The organism is Mycobacterium shunyiense, assembly GCF_058270075.1.
The window spans coordinates 26,495-46,763 of the sequence record NZ_JBZDPU010000031.1 but is presented as its reverse complement, the minus strand read 5'-3'; the positions used below and the strand labels follow the sequence as shown (position 1 = coordinate 46,763).

The 20,269-nt window shown below is 63.6% G+C and carries 18 protein-coding genes; 5 read left to right on the top strand and 13 right to left on the bottom strand.

The window, feature by feature from the left end:
- From AC4ELH_RS28305 to AC4ELH_RS28290, 4 genes are read right to left on the bottom strand one after another with little or no spacing between them, the layout of a single operon-like run.
- Complete coding sequence (locus tag AC4ELH_RS28305) at positions 1–1,212, bottom strand: enoyl-CoA hydratase-related protein (RefSeq protein ID WP_498888065.1); 1,212 nt, start codon at positions 1,210–1,212, stop codon at positions 1–3.
- Entirely contained in the window at positions 1,202–1,654 is a 453-nt protein-coding gene (locus AC4ELH_RS28300) for a MaoC family dehydratase (protein WP_498888063.1), read from the bottom strand. Before AC4ELH_RS28300 ends, AC4ELH_RS28305 begins: the two co-directional genes overlap by 11 nt.
- Positions 1,655–1,673: 19 nt before the next feature.
- Positions 1,674–2,639 carry a DUF7064 domain-containing protein gene (locus AC4ELH_RS28295; protein ID WP_498888061.1) on the bottom strand — a complete coding sequence of 322 codons (966 nt, stop codon included), beginning with the start codon at positions 2,637–2,639 and terminating at the stop codon, positions 1,674–1,676.
- Complete coding sequence (locus tag AC4ELH_RS28290; protein WP_498888059.1) at positions 2,633–3,619, bottom strand: phosphotransferase family protein; 987 nt, start codon at positions 3,617–3,619, stop codon at positions 2,633–2,635. Before AC4ELH_RS28290 ends, AC4ELH_RS28295 begins: the two co-directional genes overlap by 7 nt.
- 200 nt (positions 3,620–3,819) lie before the next feature.
- On the opposite strand from AC4ELH_RS28290, the gene AC4ELH_RS28285 reads away from it, so the two are divergent.
- Positions 3,820–4,845, top strand: a complete 1,026-nt coding sequence (locus AC4ELH_RS28285; protein WP_498888057.1) for an MBL fold metallo-hydrolase — start codon at positions 3,820–3,822, stop codon at positions 4,843–4,845.
- Positions 4,846–4,853: 8 nt separating this feature from the next.
- Here the strand turns inward: AC4ELH_RS28285 and AC4ELH_RS28280 are convergent, their stop codons facing one another.
- The 4 genes from AC4ELH_RS28280 to AC4ELH_RS28265 form a co-directional block, all read right to left on the bottom strand.
- On the bottom strand, positions 4,854–6,578 hold the full coding sequence (locus AC4ELH_RS28280) for a class I adenylate-forming enzyme family protein (RefSeq protein WP_498888055.1): 1,725 nt from the start codon (positions 6,576–6,578) through the stop codon (positions 4,854–4,856).
- A complete protein-coding gene (locus AC4ELH_RS28275) occupies positions 6,575–8,197 on the bottom strand; it encodes a class I adenylate-forming enzyme family protein (protein ID WP_498888169.1) in 1,623 nt (540 codons plus the stop codon). Before AC4ELH_RS28275 ends, AC4ELH_RS28280 begins: the two co-directional genes overlap by 4 nt.
- 17 nt (positions 8,198–8,214) lie before the next feature.
- Complete coding sequence (locus AC4ELH_RS28270; protein WP_498888053.1) at positions 8,215–9,075, bottom strand: SDR family NAD(P)-dependent oxidoreductase; 861 nt, start codon at positions 9,073–9,075, stop codon at positions 8,215–8,217.
- A gap of 183 nt (positions 9,076–9,258) precedes the next feature.
- The gene (locus AC4ELH_RS28265; RefSeq protein ID WP_498888051.1) at positions 9,259–10,542 is read right to left on the bottom strand and encodes a PucR family transcriptional regulator; all 1,284 of its coding nucleotides are present in this window, start codon (positions 10,540–10,542) and stop codon (positions 9,259–9,261) included.
- A gap of 330 nt (positions 10,543–10,872) precedes the next feature.
- On the opposite strand from AC4ELH_RS28265, the gene AC4ELH_RS28260 reads away from it, so the two are divergent.
- From AC4ELH_RS28260 to AC4ELH_RS28245, 4 genes are read left to right on the top strand one after another with little or no spacing between them, the layout of a single operon-like run.
- Positions 10,873–12,300 (top strand): wax ester/triacylglycerol synthase family O-acyltransferase, encoded by a 1,428-nt coding sequence (locus AC4ELH_RS28260; RefSeq protein WP_498888049.1) that lies wholly within the window; start codon positions 10,873–10,875, stop codon positions 12,298–12,300.
- The gene (locus AC4ELH_RS28255; RefSeq protein WP_498888047.1) at positions 12,300–13,301 is read left to right on the top strand and encodes a PDR/VanB family oxidoreductase; all 1,002 of its coding nucleotides are present in this window, start codon (positions 12,300–12,302) and stop codon (positions 13,299–13,301) included. The genes AC4ELH_RS28260 and AC4ELH_RS28255 overlap by 1 nt, the downstream gene beginning before the upstream one ends.
- A complete protein-coding gene (locus tag AC4ELH_RS28250) occupies positions 13,298–14,341 on the top strand; it encodes a Rieske 2Fe-2S domain-containing protein (RefSeq protein WP_498888045.1) in 1,044 nt (347 codons plus the stop codon). Before AC4ELH_RS28255 ends, AC4ELH_RS28250 begins: the two co-directional genes overlap by 4 nt.
- Positions 14,342–14,368: 27 nt before the next feature.
- Positions 14,369–15,616, top strand: coding sequence for a cytochrome P450 (locus AC4ELH_RS28245; RefSeq protein WP_498888043.1), 1,248 nt, complete (start codon positions 14,369–14,371; stop codon positions 15,614–15,616).
- Between the two features lie 110 nt (positions 15,617–15,726).
- Here the strand turns inward: AC4ELH_RS28245 and AC4ELH_RS28240 are convergent, their stop codons facing one another.
- The 5 genes from AC4ELH_RS28240 to AC4ELH_RS28220 are packed head-to-tail and all read right to left on the bottom strand — an operon-like array spanning position 15,727 to position 20,208.
- A complete protein-coding gene (locus tag AC4ELH_RS28240) occupies positions 15,727–16,929 on the bottom strand; it encodes an acetyl-CoA acetyltransferase (protein WP_498888041.1) in 1,203 nt (400 codons plus the stop codon).
- A complete protein-coding gene (locus AC4ELH_RS28235) occupies positions 16,919–18,274 on the bottom strand; it encodes an OB-fold domain-containing protein (protein ID WP_498888040.1) in 1,356 nt (451 codons plus the stop codon). Before AC4ELH_RS28235 ends, AC4ELH_RS28240 begins: the two co-directional genes overlap by 11 nt.
- Complete coding sequence (locus AC4ELH_RS28230) at positions 18,271–19,479, bottom strand: acetyl-CoA C-acetyltransferase (protein ID WP_498888038.1); 1,209 nt, start codon at positions 19,477–19,479, stop codon at positions 18,271–18,273. The genes AC4ELH_RS28235 and AC4ELH_RS28230 overlap by 4 nt, the downstream gene beginning before the upstream one ends.
- On the bottom strand, positions 19,476–19,730 hold the full coding sequence (locus tag AC4ELH_RS28225; RefSeq protein WP_463807098.1) for a hypothetical protein: 255 nt from the start codon (positions 19,728–19,730) through the stop codon (positions 19,476–19,478). The genes AC4ELH_RS28230 and AC4ELH_RS28225 overlap by 4 nt, the downstream gene beginning before the upstream one ends.
- Before the next feature lie 10 nt (positions 19,731–19,740).
- Entirely contained in the window at positions 19,741–20,208 is a 468-nt protein-coding gene (locus tag AC4ELH_RS28220; RefSeq protein WP_197514712.1) for an aromatic-ring-hydroxylating dioxygenase subunit beta, read from the bottom strand.
- Positions 20,209–20,269: the final 61 nt, after the last annotated feature.

Below are 20,269 nucleotides of genomic sequence, written 5' to 3'. Positions count from 1 at the left end.
TCATCGTCCTTCGAAGATCGGGGTCCGCTTCTCGGCGAACGCCGAGATGGCGGACGCCGCATCGCGGGTGTTTCCTGTTGCCTTGGTGCCGCGCAACTCCGCGGCGAGTTGTGCGGTCAGATCATTGCTCCAGCTGTCCTTCAGCAGAGCTCGCATCGTGGCGAAAGCCACAGTCGGCCCCTCTGCCAGTTCGCGCGCCAAAGCTGTTGCACGAGCGCGGAGTTCATCGGCCGGCACGATCTCGTTGACCAGGCCCCAGGCGAGAGCCTCCTCGGCGGTGATCGGCGCGTTGCGCAGGTAGGCTGCCGCGGCGCGGCGCGGCCCGATGAGGCGTGGCAGGTAATACGTACCGCCACCGTCACCGGATAGACCAATGCCGGCGAAAGCCGCGATAAATCGGCTGTCCTCAGCGGCCAGGACGAGGTCGGCAGCATAAATGAAGCCCAGACCGCCGCCTGCGACCGCTCCGTGGGCTGCGGCAACGATAGGTGCCTCGACCCGGCTCAGGATGTCGAATCCCTCGTGGTACGGCCGGATCATCTTCTCAAACAGCTTGTCGTAGCCTTCCCCGCCGCCTTCGAGAAAATACGAGATGTCACCACCGACGGTGAGGGCCGGACCGTTTCCGCAGATCAGGACTGCACGGACCGAACGATCTGCGGCGATCCTGCGGGCGACCTCCAGGGTCTCCTGGCCCATCCGAAGATTGATCGCGTTGCGCTTGTCTGGCCGGTTCAAGCAGATTGTGGCGACACCGTGCTCGACCCGGTAGTCGATGGTCTGCAGTATTCCGTCGCCATCGAGGGCCGCATGCCAGGCTGCGGTGTCGGTGAGCTGTTTGAGTGAGGCGATGCGCCCATCGCCGTCGAAGGCCAGGATATGTACAAATGCGGCGTCGAGTTCGGCGCCGCTGCGCCGCGCGGTGCCGCGGTAGGTGCCGATGACTGCGAGGCGGCCGTCCTCCAGCGCCTGAAAGTCCTCGGCAACAGCGCGGGCTTTGAAGTGCTCGCCAATCCGCCACCACAGATTGGTGCGCATAGCGTCGGCTCCCACATGAGTGCCGCCCATGTCGAGCGGCAGACCTTCGGCGGCATGACCGATGAAATCCGATGCCAACAAATGTGTCAGGGCGTCCGCGTTGCCCGTCGCCAGCGCCTGGTAGAGGCTCTCGGCGGCGGCGACTTTCCAGTCTCGGGTGATCTCAACCGACATAGCGCACAATCGATTCGATCACGGCGGCGGGCTTGGCCGCTCCTTCGACCTCGATGGTCGTGACGAGGGTGGCTTGGACTGCGGTGTCGAGTCTGTCGACCTGTGTGATTCGCGAGGAGGCGCGAAGCTTGGCACCGACCGGCACCGGGGTGATGAAACGCACCTTGTTGAAGCCATAGTTGATCGCCATGGCGACGTTGTCGACCCGGTAGAGATCGTGCATGAACCGGGGCAGCAACGACAGCGTCAGCAGGCCGTGTGCGATGGTGCCACCGAATGGTCCAGACGCGGCCCGGTCAGGGTCGACGTGGATCCACTGGTGGTCATCGGTGGCGTCGGCGAACTTGTCGACGCGCTGCTGATCCACTTCGAGCCAGTCGGTGGGGCCGAGTTCGGTCCCGGCTGCCGATTCAAAGTCCTCGAGGTTGTCGAATACCTTCATAAGGTCGAAAATCCTTTCTCTACACGTGTTTTCCGACGGGTTCTCCGTCACAGATCTGGTCGAGGTATTCGGCCATGCCATGGACTTCGTCGCCCTCTTCGAGCTGCCAACGGATCGCGGATTCGACGATGCGGGTGGTCGCCGATCCATCAGCACTGCGGTGCCTCAGCGGGACAGAGGACAAGGCCTCGCCGCGCAGTCGCCACTTGCGTTGGCCGGTGCCGATGGACACTTCGATGCGCTGCTGAAAACCGTCGTCGTCGCGGTCTGTGGAGATGGTGATGTCGTCGCAGGCATGCACGTTCTCCCCGTCGAAGACGAACCCTCCGCGGCGGCTGGACCCGTCGGGTTCGCCGAAATATGCTGCCATGAAGCCGAATTCACTGGAACTACCGTGAATCCAACGGTAGAACCAGGGGGCTTGCCATGAGCGCGGGCCCCACGAATGATCGCGAAGGCCGTGCCCCTGGACGGTGTGGCGGTGGCCATCGATCTCGATAACACCACTAACCGCAGTGAGTTGTTCATAGTGGTTCGGCGCGAAGGACTGGTCACCCGATTCGAAGGTCTGTTCATGGGCCGGCGCAATAGCGCTGTAGCGCAATTCGATCCGCGCCGGAGCGATCGGGCTCGCCGTCAGCGCCGCCTTCGGCTCACTCATGGCGCGAGGATCGGCCAAGACAGAGACATCGCCGGCGAAACGGACCCGCACCTCCTCCATGGGCCGCACGACATCAACTGCCACGCTGCCGGCATTCATGGCCGCATTCGCAGTGACCTTGGGCCGAGCGAATCCGAAGCCCACCTTCCCGCCGGGCAGATAGAGGCATACCGTTCTCTCCCCTATGCCTTCATTGGGACGGTTCGCCAGGCGCAGGAAACCGGCGATCCCGGTGTCGGGATCGTGGAACTCGAAGTACATCGACTCGTTGAAGTTGAGTTCCGGTCCGATCGGATGCGTGTAGTCGTCCAGCGCCGTTACCATCGATGATTCCTCAGCAGTGATGCGGCCTCGATGAGGCAGTAGTTGATTTCTTCGTCGACATTGCCCAGGTCCGCCTGGGACACATCGGTACGGCGTCGAGTCTCGGCGGCTTGCAGCAGCGTCGCGGAAGTCCAGTAGGCAAGCGCCCTTTGGTAGTTCAGGTTGTGCAGTTCGATGCCGGTGCGTGCGGCGTAGAAGTCGAGCAGTTCCTCCCTGGAAGGAAATCCGCCGACAAGAGTCGGGCTGTTCGGGCAACCGGTCGGCTCGTCGGGCCCGCGCCAGCTGTTGAGCAGCCACGCCAGATCCGACAGCGGATTTCCTGCCGTACACCGTTCCCAGTCCAGAACCGCGACAACCTTGGCGTCTTGGGTGACGATGTTGGCTAAGCGATAGTCACCGTGTACCAGCCGGATACGGGGCTCGCGGTCGGGCCGGCGCGCAAGAAGCCGGGTACGCACTGCGCACCAAGCAGAATCGTGCACGCTACTGCTTCCCGATGATGTCCACACGTCGGCCAGCACGGCCAACTGCCGGTCCATGTGCCTCGCGCCGAATTCGGGTAGCCCGACACTGGCCGGATCCACCGTGTGCAGCCGCGCGAGCGCATCGACGACGTTCTCACCGAGGCGACGGCGCTCATCGACCGTCAAACGCGATGCCTGCAGCTCATCGTCGATCACCACTCCCGCCGCCACGCTCGTCACCATGAAGTGGCATCCACGCTGGTCGCCGTGCCCGGTCACTCTCGGGACCGGCAGGCCCATGGCCGACAGCCGGGTCAGTACCGCCGCTTCCCGATCGAACGAACGCGAGTCGGGGCGGGTCCGCTCCCGCAAGATCCACTGACGCCTGGCCTGGTCGGTCACCAGCCATGTGGCATTGGTGTAGCCCAGACCCGTGCGCGTCACAGCGAGCGGCGCGTCAATGGGCCCTGCTTGTTCTGTAAGCCAGGCGGCGAGCACGCGTGGGCGTCCCGACATCGGCCGATCCAAAGCCGGTAGCCGCGACCGGTCCAACGCTCCGATGACCATCGCGGCGGACCTCCTCTGCGCAAACAACTGGGTTTTGAATAGGCCTTTGACCACCTGCAGTGGTTCCTATCACGGCTATATCGCGACGCTAACACATTTTTCTAGTTTCTGTTAAATTTTTGTGTGAAGCCAGACAGGAGCATTACCAAATGTCACATCCATCAGCTGCCGAGGTCGTCCACGAAGTGGAGCCGGTCACCGATACCGCGACGCGCGTCGCGCTGCCACTACCCCTGCCCGACCTGCAGGTCGTCAACGCCTACGTCATCTGCTCGCCCGCAGGTGTGACTCTGATCGATCCGGGATGGGCCTACCCACCCTCTGAGCAGGCATTGATCCGTGCACTGAACGGGCTGGGATACAGCGTGCGCGATGTACGCAGAATCGTCGCCACCCACCAGCACTGGGATCACTACTCACTTGGCGTGCAATGGCGCGATCAGCACGGAATCGAGCTCATGCTGGGCCGCGAAGAAGAGCACAGCATCGACGCCTTCTTGCGACAGCCCGACGTGGTTCATCCCCATCAGATCGGCAAACTGAACGAGGCCGGTGCGGCCGAACTGGCCTCGGCGATCGGCAAACTGGAGTGGGAGCCTTACGAGCGAGGCGTAGCTTTCGCCCCGCCAGATCGCTGGCTCGATGACGGCGACGTGATCGACTGCGGCACGATACAACTCGTGGTGCGTACGACTCCCGGTCACACGCGGGGACACATCGTGTTCGAGGACGCGGAGAACTGCGTGATCTTCACCGGCGACCATTTGCTACCACGGATCACCCCGTCGATCGCATTCGAGCGTGCACCAGGGAAACTCCCGCTGCGCTCGTACATCGATTCGCTGCACCTCGTTCTTCGCCTGCCGGATGCGAAGATGTTGCCTGCCCACGGCAGCACCGCGGGTACCACCCATGCCCGCGCTCACGAACTGATCCAGCATCACGAAACGCGGCTACGCCAGGTCGGAGATCTCATCGCGGCCGGCAATTCCAGCTCGTTCGAGGTCGCGTCGGAGATGCGCTGGACGCGGCGGGAGCGCACGCTCGACGAGTTGGACGTCGTGCACCGCATGACGGCAATTCTCGAGGTGCAGTCCCATCTGGATCTGCTGGTGGCGCGCGGCGAACTGACCAGCGCCCTGGACGACGGAGTGCGCCGATTCGACGCGGCCTAGCCGCGTCGTCAACTAGGCCGCGGTGCAGCACCGACCTGCTGCACCAGGCGGTACTTCTGCACCTTGCCCGTTGGTGTGGTCGGCAGGTCTTCGGCGCGGTAGAACACGACGCGCTTCGGGACTTTGAACCGCGCCAGATTCTCTCGGCACATCCCCAGTACCTCGTGCTCGGTGATGTCGTGATCAGCTGCCGGGACCACCACCGCACAACCGATCTCACCCCAGCGCTCGTCGGTGAGGCCAATCGCGAAGACCTGGCTGATTCCGGGATGCTGTGCGAGCAGATCCTCGATCTCCTTGGGCATGACCAGTTCGCCGCCACTCTTGTACAACTCTTTGCTGCGGCCTGTCACCTGTAGGTAGCCGTCGAACCGTACCCGGCCCAGGTCCCCCGAGTGCAGCCAACCGTCTCGCAGATTGCGAGTGGTGTCTTCCGGGCGATTCCAATACTCGAGCATCGTGGTCGGTCCTGATGACAGCAGTTCACCTTCGCCTTCCGGCGGCATAGTGGCGCCGGTATCAGGGTCGACGGCGCGGTAGACGACGAGGGCATCGGTACCGGGTACACCGGCAACGCCCGCCAGCTTCGGTCTTCCCACCGTCGTGGTCAGCGATTCCAGCGGATCTTCGGGCAGGGTCAACGTCATCGCCCCACCGCATTCGGTCATGCCGTAACCCGTGACGATCTCGGTGACGCCGAATTCGGCGGAGACCTGCTCCCACAGCCAGATTGGAGCCGGGGCAGACCCACACAGGATGGCCTTGAGTGAGCTGAGGTCATAGTCGCTGCGTGCCGGGCTTTCGACCATCGCCACGGCCATCGTCGGCACACACAAGATATCGGTGGCGCGGTGTCGCTCGATGCCACGGAAGTACCCTTCCGCGCTGAAGGATGGCTGCAAGGCCACCGCGCCGCCCACATACATCACCGAGAGCAGCCCTTCGACATACCCGAACATGTGATAGCAGGGCAGGGAATAGAGGATCCGACGGCCGTCTTCGTAGGCCCGGGTCAGAGCGGACGCGTAGCCCGTGCGAAGGACCGCATCGTGCGACACCACGACGCCCTTGGGCGCACCTGTGGTACCCGAGGTGTACAGCATGTCCCCAGGAGCCGACGGATCGATGGCCGGCGCGGAGAACGTCGCAAGGCGGCCCTCACCGAGCGCAGCGAGGTCGCGCACCGCCAACGCGCCCTGCCGCGGCTCACCACCGGTATCCAGGACGACGACACTGCGCAGTTCTGGTAGTCCGTCGGCGTCCGAGGCTCGATCACTGAAGCCGGGAACATCCCAGCCTGGGACGATGCGGTCGAGCATTCCCTGGTAGTCCAGAAGACCGAACTCCGTCATCGTGATCAGCACCCGGCAGCCGGAATCGGCGAGCACGAAAGCCAATTCATTTTCGCGATAGAGGTAGTTGAATGGCACCGCAACCGCGCCGACACGCGCGATCGCGAATTTGACGGCCACAAACTCGGGATAGTTGGCCATCACCATGCCCACCCGGTCACCGGGGCGCACGCCCAGGGCTGACAGGCCCGCAGCCAGCCGGCGCGATTCCTCTGCCACGTCTCTATAAGTCAGCTCCGCCGAGTCGGAAAGCACGAAGGGGCGTGTCGGGTACCCCGCTGTGCATGTGTCGAGCCAGTCGGCCAGGCTCGTCGGCGACCAGACGGGGAAACGCTCGCGTAGCGCACTCCGGCGCGCCTCGATCGAGGGCCTCACATTCATAGTTCGTCCAACTCCTGCGCGCAGATTGCTTCACGGAGGGCGAACCGTTGAATTTTGCCCGTCGGCGTCATCGGGAAATCCTCGATGACAAACCATCGAGCCGGCACTTTGTACGACGGCATGTGCGCTCTGGCATGTTCAACCAGGCGCTCCCGCAAGCCTTCTCGGGTGTGGTCTATACGACAGACCGCGGCGACGATCTCGCCCATCTTTTCATCGGGGAGTCCCACCGCCACGACGTCGAGAACATCATCGTGCGCGGCGAGGACTGCCTCGACCTCGGCGGGTGAGATGTTCTCACCGCCACGGATGATGAGTTCCTTGAGCCTGCCCGTGACCGTCAAGTATCCGCGGTGGTCCATGGCGCCGAGGTCGCCGGTGCGAACGAAGCCGTCGGAGTCCAATGCTCGTGCAGTGGCATCCGGGTCGTGCAAATATTCGAGGAACTGCTGATCCCCCCGGGCGCAGATTTCACCGACCTCGCCCACACCGAGCGTCGCACCGGAGTCGGGATCGACGATCTTGCAGTCCAGGTGAGGCAGCGGACGCCCGACAGTCGTGAGCTGGTCATGCCTGCTGTCTCCGGGGCGGGTCAGAGAGAGCACGGGTGCCAGTTCGGTCTGGCCGTACAGGTTGTACACCTCCGCCCCGAAAACGGAAGTGGCACCGTCGATCAGCTCACTGGATACACTGGACGCACCGCCCATGATGATGCGCAACCGCGGGGCGGGCGTATCGAGCTGCCGCTGCCGCTGCAGCAAAGCCAGCAGCACGGTGGGGACGTAGAAGAGCACCGAGACGCTTTCGCGTAGCAGTGCTTCCAGCGTCGCGTCGGGGGTGAAACGCTCGCAGAGTATCGAAGTGCCCGCAACCCACAGCGGACCGATGGTGGCAATGACGCAGCCGGCGGTGTGAAACAGTGGCAATGGGTTGAAGCAGACCGCCCCCGCGGCCACCCCGGTGGCCTCCATCGTCAGCCTGGCGACGTTGACCAGCGCCCGGTGGGTCAACAGAACGCCCTTGGGCCGCCCTGTGGTACCCGATGTGTACTGCAGCATGACCGGCGAATCAGTCTCGATGTCCACGACACTGTCCGATGGTGCGGGCGCCATCCACAGCTCCTGCTCGGACAGTGAGATCCGGCGGATACCGGGGATGCCCGCGCACACCCGCGTGGCGACCTCAGACATCACGTACTCGCGGCTGACGTCGGCATGCAGCAGCACCCGCGCGCGGCTGTGCCGCAAGGCATAGTCGAGTTCGCCATCGCGCAACACAGGGTTCAGCGCCACCAGTACGACGCCGGCGAGGGCTGCGCCGTACTGGATTAAGGTCCACTCGATGACATTCGGGGCCCACAGGGCTACGTAGTCGCCGGGCTCGGCCAACTCCGCCAGGGCCGCAGCGACCCGGCGGGATCCCTCGAGAAGTTCTGTGTACGTGACTCTTTCAGTCTCACCCGTACCGTGACGGATACCGACAAGAGCTTCCCGGTCGGGGTGTTCGGCGGCGCGGGACGCGAGCAACCCGCCGACCGTATGGCTGACGAGAGGTTCCGATCGGTCGCCCTCCCGGTAAGCCCGCACGAGCTCAGTCGCGCCGAGGCCTGGTGGAGGCACAGTACTCACAGCGCGCCTCAGACAGGATTGCTGCCAAGTTTGGCATCAGACATATCGCTGATCCGTGACCACTTCGCGGTGATCTCCGCCAGACTGGGCGGCGTGGGGAACGTGACGCCGTCGTTCTGGAATTGCGCGACGCGCTGCACCAGGCCACCGCCGACCACGAACACCGATGCGGTGTCCTCGTTTTCGGTCGATACCAAGTAGCCGACCGCAGGCGCGACCAGCTCCGGATCGAGCTTGTCCAAGAGTTCCTGCGGGGCGATGTCGGCGGTCATCCGGGTGGCGGCAAGTGGTGCGATGGCGTTCGCTGTAATCGAGTACTTCGCACCCTCGACCGCCAGGGTGTTGATCAACCCCACCAGCCCAGCCTTTGCCGCTGAGTAATTGGCTTGTCCGAAGTTGCCGTAGAGGCCGCTGGTGGACGTCGCAACGACGATGCGACCGAATTTCTGCTCGCGGAAATGCGGCCAGGCGGCGCGGATCACGTTGAACCCGCCATAGAGGTGCACCTTCTGCACAGCCTCCCAGTTATCGGCCGACATCTTGTGGAAGGCGCCGTCGCGCAGGATGCCGGCGTTACTCACCACTCCGTGCACGGCACCGAACGCAGTGAGCGCGGTATCGATGATGGAGGCGGCGCCGGCCTCGTCGGCGACCGAATCGTAATTGGCGACGGCTCTTCCGCCGGCAGCGCGGATCTCCTCTACCACGGTGTCGGCGGCCTGGGTACCAGCGCCCGAACCATCCCGGGCACCACCGAGATCATTGACGACGACTAGCGCACCGTTGGCCGCCAGAAATCGTGCGTACGAGCGGCCAAGGCCACCCCCCGCACCCGTAACGACGACAACCTTGTCTTCAACACCAGACACCTGCGCTCCTCTGCCGGTCAGTTCTACCTGATTGAATCTAGGTTAAAAAAATACAATCCGTCAAGGCGCAAACGTGGACCACATCCCTACAAGACCCGGTATTGACGCCGATTACAGCGCTCAGGCTGCGCGGTGCCGCAGCGACACCACCTCCAAATTCAAAATAGAACCTGCCAGGCAGAGTTACTCGTCGGCAGGAACGAGAATGGCGTCACCGAACCAGTGCACCAACATCAACGCCACCTCAACGTCAAGCCGATCATCAGCCACGTCCCGTCCACGACGCTCGACGGCACGCTGCACGCGGTACTTGACCGAATTCACATGCAAATGCATACCATCGGCGGTCGCCTTGAAGCTCGACCCCAACTGCAAGAAGACGCGTAGGGTTTCGCGCAGGCGTTCATCGCTGTCGGTCATCGATGCCAGGTCACCGAGTACCGCGGAAACCCATCTGCGCGTCTCGACGAGGTCCCCGCTGAATCTGACCGCGACCTGCACCCCCGGATCCGAGGCCGCGGTGAATCTCGACGGCTTCGCCCGCGAGGCGAGTACTGCCGTACGAACGTCGAGCGCTTGTCTGTGCGATCGGCGAAATCCGTGCGGACCGCTCGCAGGCACCCCACAGACAACCCAGGGCGCATCCGGCAGCGAGTGTACAAATTCCCTTGCCCGGGTGACCGTCTCAGCAACATCGCTCTCGGGGATGACAAGCCACACCCAGGCAGTCAGTCCGTCGGCCGCTATGAACAGCGGGCGATACCGGGAATCGACCACTTCACCCAATCGGGAGGCAAAGCGTTCCAAGTTCGGCAGCTCGTCCCCCGTCGCAGGCCTATCGCGCCAAACCCCCAGGGCCAGATGAGTCAGCCCGAACGGATAGCCGACGGCACGGGTCATTTCGTCGAAATCGGCGTCGGCGTCGTCGAGCACCTCCTGCACCCGAAGCTCCCGGAGCCGGTTCTTGTTGGTCAGCCAACGATCACGTTCTCTCTGGTGGCTGGCAAGTACGTCTTCCATGATCCGGTCCACGTAGCCGAACGACACCGCAGACAGATGCTGAAACACGTCCAGACCGAGCTGCGCATCCAGGTCCAATTGATGGATCTCGTCAACTAGTTGGTCAAGAAGCGCCTGGTGCCCCAACCGGTAGCCCCTGACCAGCGTATTAGCCGGAACACCGCGCTGCGCCATCCTTCGGGCATGTTCGAGCGCCGCGGTCGGCGGCCGGATGTGTTCGATCGGGATGCTGTGCCGGATAGCCGGGATGTATGCATCCAGGTTTCCTTCCACGGCGTCGTGCAGCAACTCCAGCAGTTCACCATTTCCGCCGATCTCAGCGAACTCCTCTGCCAAAGCGGTCCGCACGGCACTGATGACGTCGGCCAGCTTCAACTCCATCTGGCTGACGACCGTTGCCGCAAACTTGGCGACGACGTCCCCGTCGGTGGTGTCGCATCCGCGCATGTTGCCGACCATAGAGCTGCAACCTGTGTGACGAGCCAGTAACCGGAAGAATCCCCTCGTACAGGATTCACCCGGAGAGCACCGGCGTTTTCCTCGAACTTGTGCACTTCAGCCAAACGGTTCGGCCCGGGGCTGCCGAACTTCGTCGATCAACGACGTAGCCCGGCCACATCGAACTTCGTAGCGTTGAAGCGGGCCCACCGGCGGATCTCGGCGATCAGCCGGCCTCGGCCGCATGCGATCCGCAGCGGATGACGACACAGCCGATGGCCACACCGTCGCCAGTTCTCGTTCGACCACTACACCGGATGATGTACGAAAGGTCGTTTAATGCACAGACTTTCGAGCCTCGACGCCCAGTTCCTCGCTGCAGAGGTGGGCAATTTCGGCGCGCAGTACTGTGGCGTGGCGATCTATCAGACCGGGGATCGGGAAACGATCAATGCGGTGTCGATGACGAAGTTGGTGTCTGAGCGAATCCACCTGTGCCCGCCGCTGAAGTGGAAGCTGGTCACGGTCCCGTTCGACTTCGACCACCCGGTGTTCGTGGAATCTCCAGTAGACCTCGCCGAGCACATCACCGAGACGACACTGGCGGATGCAGCGGACGAGGCGGGTTTGGCGGGCGAAGTCTCCGAGATCATGGCGACCCGGCTCGACCGGAAACGTCCACTGTGGAGATTGCGCGTGATACACGGATTACCCGGGCGCACCGCGGTCGTGATGACGCTGCATCATTCCGCGGCCGACGGGATCGCCGCCAGCGAAATCTTCTCTCTCCTTCTTGACCCACTCGGCGGCCAAGACCCGCAACCGTCGACAGAGCAGAAACCGATCGCCATGCCCAACCGCGCGGCCCTGGCCGTACAAGCCCTGGCATCCCTACCCCTGCGTAGCATCCGCGCGGGCATGGCGGTGCCTAAAGTGCTGGCACATCTCGATCAGGTGCCTTCGCTCCGGTCGTTACCCGGTATCCACTCCCTGACTCGCGCCATCAGTGACGAGGCGCCGCGAGAGCGCCTTGACGCACCCCGGACCCGATTCAATACACCCCTGTCACCGGCACGCTCAGTAGCGTTCGGATCGATGTCGCTGCTCGATATCAAGATGGTGAAAAACGCCATGGGCGTCACCGTCAACGATGTTGTCGTAGCCATCTGCGGTGGAGCGCTGCGACGCCGGCTCACGGTGACCGACGAACTGCCCGCTGACCCACTTGTGGCATACCTGCCCGTTTCCACCCGCGATCCGAATGCCACAGAGCGCTTTGGCAACGCAATTTCGTCGATCATCGCGCCCATCCCGACGCACTGCGACGACGCGCGGGACAGGCTGTCTTTCGCGCATGTGTGGTTGCGGCACGCCAAGGCCCGCATGAGGCTCGCCCCGCCAGCACTGTTGAGCGCGGTCAACGATCCGATCCCAGCGCCGATCTTTGGACTGGCCGCGCGGGGCATCATCGACATCGTCTCGTCCAGGGCGGTCAGGCCTCCGATCAACCTGATCATCTCGAATGTGCCTGGTTCACGAGTTGGCCTGTCCTGCTTCGGAAATCCCCTCACGGCGCATTATCCGATGAGCGTCATATTCGACGGATTCACCCTGAACATCACTGTGGTGAGCTACCAAGACCAGCTCGATATCGGCATCGTCGGCGATGCCGAAACACTGCCCGACGCCTGGGAACTGCTGGACGACATGGCTGCCGAATTGACCGAACTTGTCACGCTGGCCACCTCAACCAGAGAGGGCAGATGATGTCCACTGAAACCGCCTATCCAATACAAGCTGCCGGCACTGCGATCCACGAGTTCGCCAGCGATGTCGTGATCACGGCGCGAACTGATGTCGCCGACCATGTGGTAGCACTCGACCTCGCCAAACCCGATGGCGCCTCGTTACCGTCGTGGCTGCCTGGCGCACACATCGACCTTCTGCTGGGCAACGGTCTCGTACGCCAGTACTCCCTTTGTGGCGATCCCAACGAAGCGGACGTGTGGCGAATCGGCGTACTGCTCGACCCACGCAGCCGAGGCGGCTCACGATTCGTCCACGACTACTTGATCGCCGGTTGCACCGTCCGTGTGCGCGGGCCGCGCAATCACTTCCCGCTCATCGATTCTCCGAGCTATTTGTTCATCGCCGGCGGCATAGGTATCACCCCGATGATGCCCATGATCCGGGCCGCACAGCAGTCCGGCAGTGATTGGCGCCTGATCTATCTGGGACGCAGCTCCTCGACAATGGCATTCGCCTCAGAACTGGCCGCGGCCTACGGCGACCGGGTGCTGCTGTGGCCCGACGATGTACACGGCATCTTCGACCTCGGATCCGCACTAGCTCAACCCCTCGCCGACACCCTCGTCTACTGCTGTGGACCGGAACCGCTTCTCGCCGCCGTCGAAACGCACTTCGCCCAGTGGCCACCGGGCAGCCTTCACCTCGAACGGTTCGCCGCCAAGCCACTCGCTCAGCCCGCGGCCGACGCCTTGGACACGTTCGACGTCGTGTGTCGGAGATCCGGAGTGACCGTCGAGGTACCCGCTGAGAGTTCGATTCTCGAAGCACTCGAAGACGCTGACGTCCCGATCATGTCGTCGTGCCTTGAAGGCGTCTGCGGAACTTGTGAAGCCTCCGTAGTCGAAGGTATTCCCGACCACCGCGATTCAATGCTGACCGAAGCCGAGCGGACAGCCGGCAACGTGATCTTGACGTGCGTATCGCGTTCGCGGTCGCAGACATTGGTCCTGGACCTGTGAACGGCAACCACCCGGCCAACCTGTGGTATGTCGCGGCAACCTCGGAAGAACTCGTGGACCGGCCGCTCGGGCGTCGGTTGCTCGACGAGGAGGTCGTGCTCTGGCGGGACGCCGATGGCACGGCGCATGCACTGGCCGATCGGTGCGCGCACCGAGGATTTCCCCTGTCGGACGGTCACGTCGACGCCAACCTCCTCGTCTGCGGATACCACGGGTGCAGCTACCGTCCTGACGGGCAGTGTGTGCACATCCCGACTCAGCCCGCGATCCCACCCGCGATGCAGGTACATCGCTACCCGATATACGAAGAACCGCCGTTCGTCTGGATCTGGGTTGGCCGTATGTCGCCACCGTCGAAGTCCCGTCCGCCACGGCTGCCGTGGTTGACGGACCCTGGCTGGACAACCTTTCCCAGCATCTGGAGCGTCGGGGCCAATTACCTCATGGTGCACGAGCACTTCCTCGACTTTTCGTATGCGCCGATCGTGCACGAGAACCACATGCCACCCGGGACTGCCCGATTGCCCGCGTTCAGCAGTGTCGAGGTGACCGAGACCTCGGTCGCCTACACCCGAGAGCTTGCTGCCATGCCGGCGGCCGACTGGGAACGCGACGCCGTCGGACTGGATGCCGAGCGACTGTACTCACGCACCGAGAGCGGTACGTTCGTCTCTCCAGCCGTCCATGTGCAGCGCTGGGACATCGCCGGAGATGGGTTGCTCTCCAGCATCCGGACTCACGCCTTGACACCGGAGTCGGCCACGAGGACCCATGTCTTCCAACAGTCTTCACGCAACTACTCACTGAACGACACCCAAGTGACCGAGACGCTGGAGAAGTTCGTCACCACACTCATCGAACGAGACACCGCACTGCTCGAGCGGGTGCCCGACTACGACATATGGCGATCAAGCGTGGAGTTCCAAGCCGACACCGCGGCATTGCGCGCGCGACGGATCGTTGCGGCGATGCTCACCCGGGAGGCGGGTCGCTCGCCTCTGCGCCCGGGCTGGGCACCCGTCCTGGACTTGCAGAACTAGTCAACCCCGATCAGAAGGGACTTCACCGTGACATCATCCCTGCCGCTGGCGGAAATCGACCTGGCCACCGTCGATCTCACCGATCTCGAGTACTTCCGGGACGGACCTCCCCACGCGCTGTTTGCCCGGATGCGCCGGCAACCCGAACCGCACTGGAATCCGTTGCAGGGCGACGAGCCTGGATTCTGGTCGTTCACCAGAGCCGCCGACATCACCGCGGTCAGCCGGAACCCTCAAGTGTTCTCGTCAGCTCGTGGCGGTGTGTTCGCTACCGCTCAAAGTGGCGTGCCCGTCGAGGTGCTCCGCGAAGTCATTCTCGGCATGGATCCACCCCGGCACACGCAGGTGCGCAACGTGGTTCAAGCGGTGTTCACGCCCAAGTTGATCCGCCAGAAAGTCGACGATATCCGAACTACCGTCAACGACTTGATAGACGAGGTGATTGAGCAGGGGTCGTGTGATTTCGTCAACGACATCGCTGTCGAGCTTCCGCTGCGGGTGATAGCCGACATGCTCGGCGTACCGCAGGAAGACCGCCGGAAACTCTTCGAGTGGACCAACCAACTCTCTCGCGCGGCCGCCACTGCCGATCCACATCTAGGTCTGGGCGCACTCCTGGAAATCGGCGGCTACCTCACCGCCATCACCAGTGAACGGCGCCAGAACCCCGGCGAGGACCTGGTCTCCAGGATTATCGCCGCCGAAGTCGACGGTGATCGGTTGTCCGAGGCGGAGATCACCTATTTCTTCGCACTGCTGATGTTCGCGGGCAACGATACGACCCGCAACACCGCATCCGGCGGAATGCGGGCGCTGATGGAGCATGACGATCAACGGCGCGAGCTCGTCGCCGTCCCCGAAGCCATCCCGAACGCGATCGAAGAGATGCTGCGTTGGGTGACACCGGTCATCTACTTCACCCGTGTCGCCCAGTGCGACACCACGGTGGGCGAGCACCCCGTCAAAGAAGGTGAGCGCGTTGCCCTGTGGTATTCGGCCGGATCCCGGGATCCCGAGCTCAACGAGAATCCGGAACGCTTCGATGCCTTCCGGCAGAAGCCGCCCCATCTGGCATTTGGTGGCGGGGGTGCCCATTTCTGTCTGGGGAACCCACTCGCGCGCCTCGAGCTGAAAGTGCTCTTCGAGGAACTACTCCGGCGGATACCGGACATGCAGCTGGCCGGACCGGTCGAGCGGCTGGTGTCGAATTTCTCCAACGAACTCACTGCCATGCCGGTGACGTTCACTCCGGGCGCCCGACTACGGACGCCTTGATGCGGAACCCCCCGGGTCCCTGTGGCCCAGCGAGTCGCTGAGCCACAGGGACTTCACGGCAAGGGGCACAACAGGGTACGTCACCGCCACTCAACTGACCGATCCTGGTCTCAGCTCCGAAACGTGGGCCTGTTCGAGACGATCGACACGAAGGACACACATCCGCCGGGACGACCACCCAGATTGTGCGTGAGGGCTGTGTGAGGATCGGACAGTTGACGTTTGCCCGCCTCTCCCCGGAACTGCAGCCACGCTTCGTAGAGCATCCGCAAGCCGCTGGCTCCCACCGGATGACCGAATGACTTCAGCCCACCATCGGGGTTGATCGGAAGCCGCCCGCCTGCGTCGAAGTCACCGGCCAAGACATCCTTCCACGCCTGCCCGGCATCGGAGAATCCGAGATCCTCCATCAGCACGATCTCGGTAGGGGTGAAGCAGTCATGGACCTCGGCGAGCGAGAGTTGCTCAGCTGGGCGGTCGATTCCCGCCTGGGCGTAGGCGTCCTTGGCCGCCTTGATCACCTCTGGGAACGTGGTGTAGTCGAAGGCCGAATCCATCGATCCGCGCGTGGATCCCGCAATGAGAGACAACGCTTCGACGTACATCGGGGTATCGGTGAACTCGTGTGCGCGCTCGGCGGGCACGATGAGTGCACACGCCGCACCATCGGAAACGCCTGAGCAGTCGAACACACCGAGACGCCCGGCCACCTTCGGGGCCCCGTCGATGGTCTCGCGTGACACCGGCGAACGGAACTGCGCCTTCGGGTTTCGGGTGCCGTTGTCGTGATTCTTCCAGGCGACGTGCGTCATCGCAGCCCGCATCTCGTCGGGATGCACGCCGTAGCGGTCGCAGTAGGCCGGATCGAGCAGCGAGAACGCTGCCGGGGCGGTCATCGAGATTTCCGGGGCGGTACCGTCGCCGGGCGGATCTTGGCGCAGCAACCCGGAATACCCGGAGTCCTTGAGCTTCTCGACGCCGACAGCCATCACAATGTCGTAGGCGCCGGCCGCGACGGCGTAGCACGCATTTCGGAAGGCTTCAGATCCAGTGGCGCAGAAGTTCTCAACTCTGGTCACTGGCTTGTCATCGGTGCCAATCGCGCGGCTCAAGGTCAAACCGCCCAGCCCGGAACTCAGCGTGCCGAGCCAGTAAGCGTCGACATCAGAGCGGTCGACGCCGGGGACCGCCATCAAACACTCCTGGTACGCCTCCAGGATCAGGTCGTCCGTGGAAGCATCCCACCGTTCTCCGAACGTGCTGCACCCCATGGCCACGACCGCGACCTTGCCGGCGATTCCGTTACTCGGCACTGTCCTGCACCGCCTTCCAGAAATAGTCGTGAACATCGCCGGCAGTGAAGAGCCGCCGGAATGAAAAGCGAACGCGTGTCCCGACTTTGAGTTCCTCCGGGCGAGCATCGGCCAACTCGAGGGTGCACCGGCCGCCGCCGTCGACATCGATGACAGCCTGGATCATCGGCGGTGAGGGAGAGAACGCCAGCCGGTCCACCGTATACGTGACGACCGTTCCGCCCAGTCGCCCGGCCGCCACGTCGACCATCTCGTCGACCGACGCACACGACCGACACACACGTGTCGGGGGAAGGTGGGTGAAACCGCAATTCGTGCACTGTGTTCCGGTGAAGCCGAACTTCCACTGCGCGGTTCTTGCTGCTGGTGGAGCGGCGGCGCGTTCAGGTTCGGGCCTGCGTGGGGATTCGCGTTCGACGAGTCCCCGCCACGACAGATAGGTCAGGTGCGGCACTGGAAGCCCGCAACTGCGCTGAGCGCTCAGCGCAGCAGCCTGTCGATGCTCGGTAATGGCGCCGGTGGTGCGGAACACGATGGAATCGCATCCATCGACGGCGGATATCAGCAGAATCGTGTCACCGGGGTCGGCGGTATCAAGGGCACCCGCCAAGGCGATCAGAGGGTCGGCAGCACCGGTATGCCCGATCGGCGACGTGATGACAGACTTCTGCCCCTTGACCAGAGTTGCGGCGCGCTTGACCACCGCGGTGTTCGGGCATGCCAGCACGACGTGGTCGGCCTCTGCCACGCCGGCTGCGTCCAATGCCTGTTGCGCCGAGAGCCTGATCAGTGCGCTGTAATGCTCGGCGCCGAATCGTTCCTCCCATTGAAACCCTGTTGGCGACAGTGGATCCCGCCATCGATCCAGAAATTCAGCGGTCAGCGATCGCGTTGCGAGGATGTCCGCGATGGGTTCGCCGTCACCGAAGTACAGCGCTGCGGCGCCGTCGCCACCGGTCTTCTCATCGGCCGATCCAGGCTTGCCGACGCGGACGTCAGCCGCGACAACCAACCCCCCGGAGCGGGCGCAGGCAAGGATGCCGACGACGGTACTGCGAGCGGTGCCGCCGAGGTCGGCAGCGAGCACATCAGTGGGCAAGCCGAGTGCAGCGTGCACGGCACTGGCATTCGTCTTGTCCGCGTAGGCAGGCGTGGTAGTCGCCAGGTACAGCGCACCCGGATGCGCACCCGGCTCGACCACCTGGCCGGCAGCGTTGACGGCCATGGTGGTCGAGTCTTCGTCGTAGGAGGCCACCACTCGGTCGCCCCTACGCAGTCCGATATCGGCCCCGTTGAGTCGGTGCCTGGGCAGATAACTGGCGTATCGCAACAATCCGATCGTCACGAGGCACTCCTGAATGCCGCAGCGATCCCCTGTCCTCCGCCGATGCACATGGTCTCCAACGCCAGGCCGCCACCGCGGCGACGCAGTTCGTGCAACATGGTGGTCAGGATGCGTACCCCGGTTGCCCCGATGGGATGGCCGAGTGAAATCCCGGAGCCGTTGACATTGAGCCGGTCTTCGACGTCGGCGGGCTTGAGGCCCCATCCGGATAGTACCGCGAGCACCTGGACTGCAAATGCCTCGTTGATCTCGATGAGCGAGAGATCGTCGAAGGTCAATCCTGTCCGACTGAAGAGCTTTTCGACCGCTCCAACCGGTCCGATGCCCATCCGGGAGGGTTCACAACCGACCGCGGCCCACCCTTCCAGGAAGCCGATCGGTTCCAGGCCGAGCGATTCGAGCCGGTCCTCGGCAACCACGAGGCAGGCGGCGGCCGCGTCGTTCTGTTGGGCTGCGTTTCCTGCGGTGACGGTGCCCCCGGAAACCACAGAGCGCAACCCCGCCAGCGTGTCCACGGTGGTGTCAGGCCGGATACCCTCGTCTCGGGTCACCGTGACCGGATCTCCACGCCGCTGCGGCACATCCACGGCGACGAGTTCGTCGTCGAACAGACCACCGTCCTGCGCTGCCGCGGCACGACGGTGGCTGCGCACGGCGAATTCGTCTGCTGCCGCCCGGTCGATACCGTAGTCGGACGCGAGGTTCTCCGCGGTTTCGATCATTCCGCTGATCTTGCCGAACCGCCACACCGGTTGGGACAGTTCACGTCCGCGGTCGAGACGATCATAGAGAGTCTGGTTACCCGACCGCGATCCCCAGCGAGCGGTGGTGGTGTAGTGCTCGATATTGCTCATCGATTCCACGCCGCCGGCCAGGACGACGTCGGCGGCACCGGTCTGAACGGTCATCGCGGCGGTGATGACCGCCTGCAGTCCGCCGCCGCAGCGCCGGTCGATCTGCAGGCCGGACACGCTGATCGGAAGACCGGCATGCAGTGCTGCCCACCGTCCGATGCAGGGCGCTTCGGAGTTCGCGTACGACTGTGCCATGACGACGTCTTCGATGACGTCGGGGTCGATGCCGCTACGAGACACCACCGCTTTGATGATGTGGGCTGCCAGGTCCTCGGCGCGCAGGGGCCGCAGGCTGCCGCCGAACGCCCCGACCGGTGTCCGTAGTGGCGCAACGATGGCCGCACGTCTCATTCGTCGCCTCGCCAACGGTCGGCCGACGGGTCGAGCAGGCTGTTGAGCCGGTCGTTCGGGAGCCAGATGACGGTTTCGAGTTCGAGCGCGTCGAGGAACCGCACCCGGCCCGTTCGCAGATCCTGCAATTTGAGCCGCGGTGAATTGGCCTGATTGTCAATGCTGACGGCCACCTCGGCGAACTCGCTGCCGATGACCGCGCCCACCCCGGGTATGGCCACCGGTGCCGATTCGTCGAATTGGATGCCCATGCATGCTCCTTTAGATGAGGAAGCCCAGTGTCGGGATCGGTTTGTCGGCATCCACCAACTGCACCTTCTTGTAAGCCAATCGCAGTTCGCCGTCGACGCGGCGCAAGCGATAGGTGGTGCGGCCGCCCCAGATGTGGTTACCGCGAGGCCGTGCCTCGATGACGATGAAGTTCGCCCCGACCTCCAGATCGAGAGTGCCCTCGGGATTCGTTCGGCCGCCGAGGAATTCGATGTTGGAGATGAGCCGGCGTAGATGTGACGGGGGCGCCTGTGCGTACCGACGGCCGGTGCGCACCTGTTTCAGCCTGGTCGAGATGCGGCTGCGGTTGTCGTAGATGATGGACATCTGCCGCATCGGATCGGGGTCACCGGACTCAGCGGGTACCCAGTACAGGGCATCGTCGGTCCACAGCGCCTCCCATGCGTCGTAGTCGTTCTCGTCGGCGTAACGGGCTTCGCGGAAAAGGAACTGCTCCACCGTTGACCGATCGAACTCTTCTGGAGCCGGCGCCAGTTCACCAGAGTCCTGCAATGACGTT

Excerpts from the sequence above, each read along its gene's own strand:
- AC4ELH_RS28300 (WP_498888063.1), bottom strand. The coding sequence starts at position 1,654 with ATGAAGGTATTCGACAACCTCGAGGACTTTGAATCGGCAGCCGGGACC.
- AC4ELH_RS28260 (WP_498888049.1), top strand. The coding sequence starts at position 10,873 with ATGCACAGACTTTCGAGCCTCGACGCCCAGTTCCTCGCTGCAGAGGTG.
- AC4ELH_RS28290 (WP_498888059.1), bottom strand. The coding sequence starts at position 3,619 with ATGTCGGGACGCCCACGCGTGCTCGCCGCCTGGCTTACAGAACAAGCA.
- AC4ELH_RS28225 (WP_463807098.1), bottom strand. The coding sequence starts at position 19,730 with ATGGGCATCCAATTCGACGAATCGGCACCGGTGGCCATACCCGGGGTG.
- AC4ELH_RS28280 (WP_498888055.1), bottom strand. The coding sequence starts at position 6,578 with ATGAATGTGAGGCCCTCGATCGAGGCGCGCCGGAGTGCGCTACGCGAG.
- AC4ELH_RS28285 (WP_498888057.1), top strand. The coding sequence starts at position 3,820 with ATGTCACATCCATCAGCTGCCGAGGTCGTCCACGAAGTGGAGCCGGTC.
- AC4ELH_RS28230 (WP_498888038.1), bottom strand. The coding sequence starts at position 19,479 with ATGAGACGTGCGGCCATCGTTGCGCCACTACGGACACCGGTCGGGGCG.
- AC4ELH_RS28255 (WP_498888047.1), top strand. The coding sequence starts at position 12,300 with ATGTCCACTGAAACCGCCTATCCAATACAAGCTGCCGGCACTGCGATC.
- AC4ELH_RS28295 (WP_498888061.1), bottom strand. The coding sequence starts at position 2,639 with ATGGTAACGGCGCTGGACGACTACACGCATCCGATCGGACCGGAACTC.
- AC4ELH_RS28265 (WP_498888051.1), bottom strand. The coding sequence starts at position 10,542 with ATGCGCGGATGCGACACCACCGACGGGGACGTCGTCGCCAAGTTTGCG.
- AC4ELH_RS28305 (WP_498888065.1), bottom strand. The coding sequence starts at position 1,212 with ATGTCGGTTGAGATCACCCGAGACTGGAAAGTCGCCGCCGCCGAGAGC.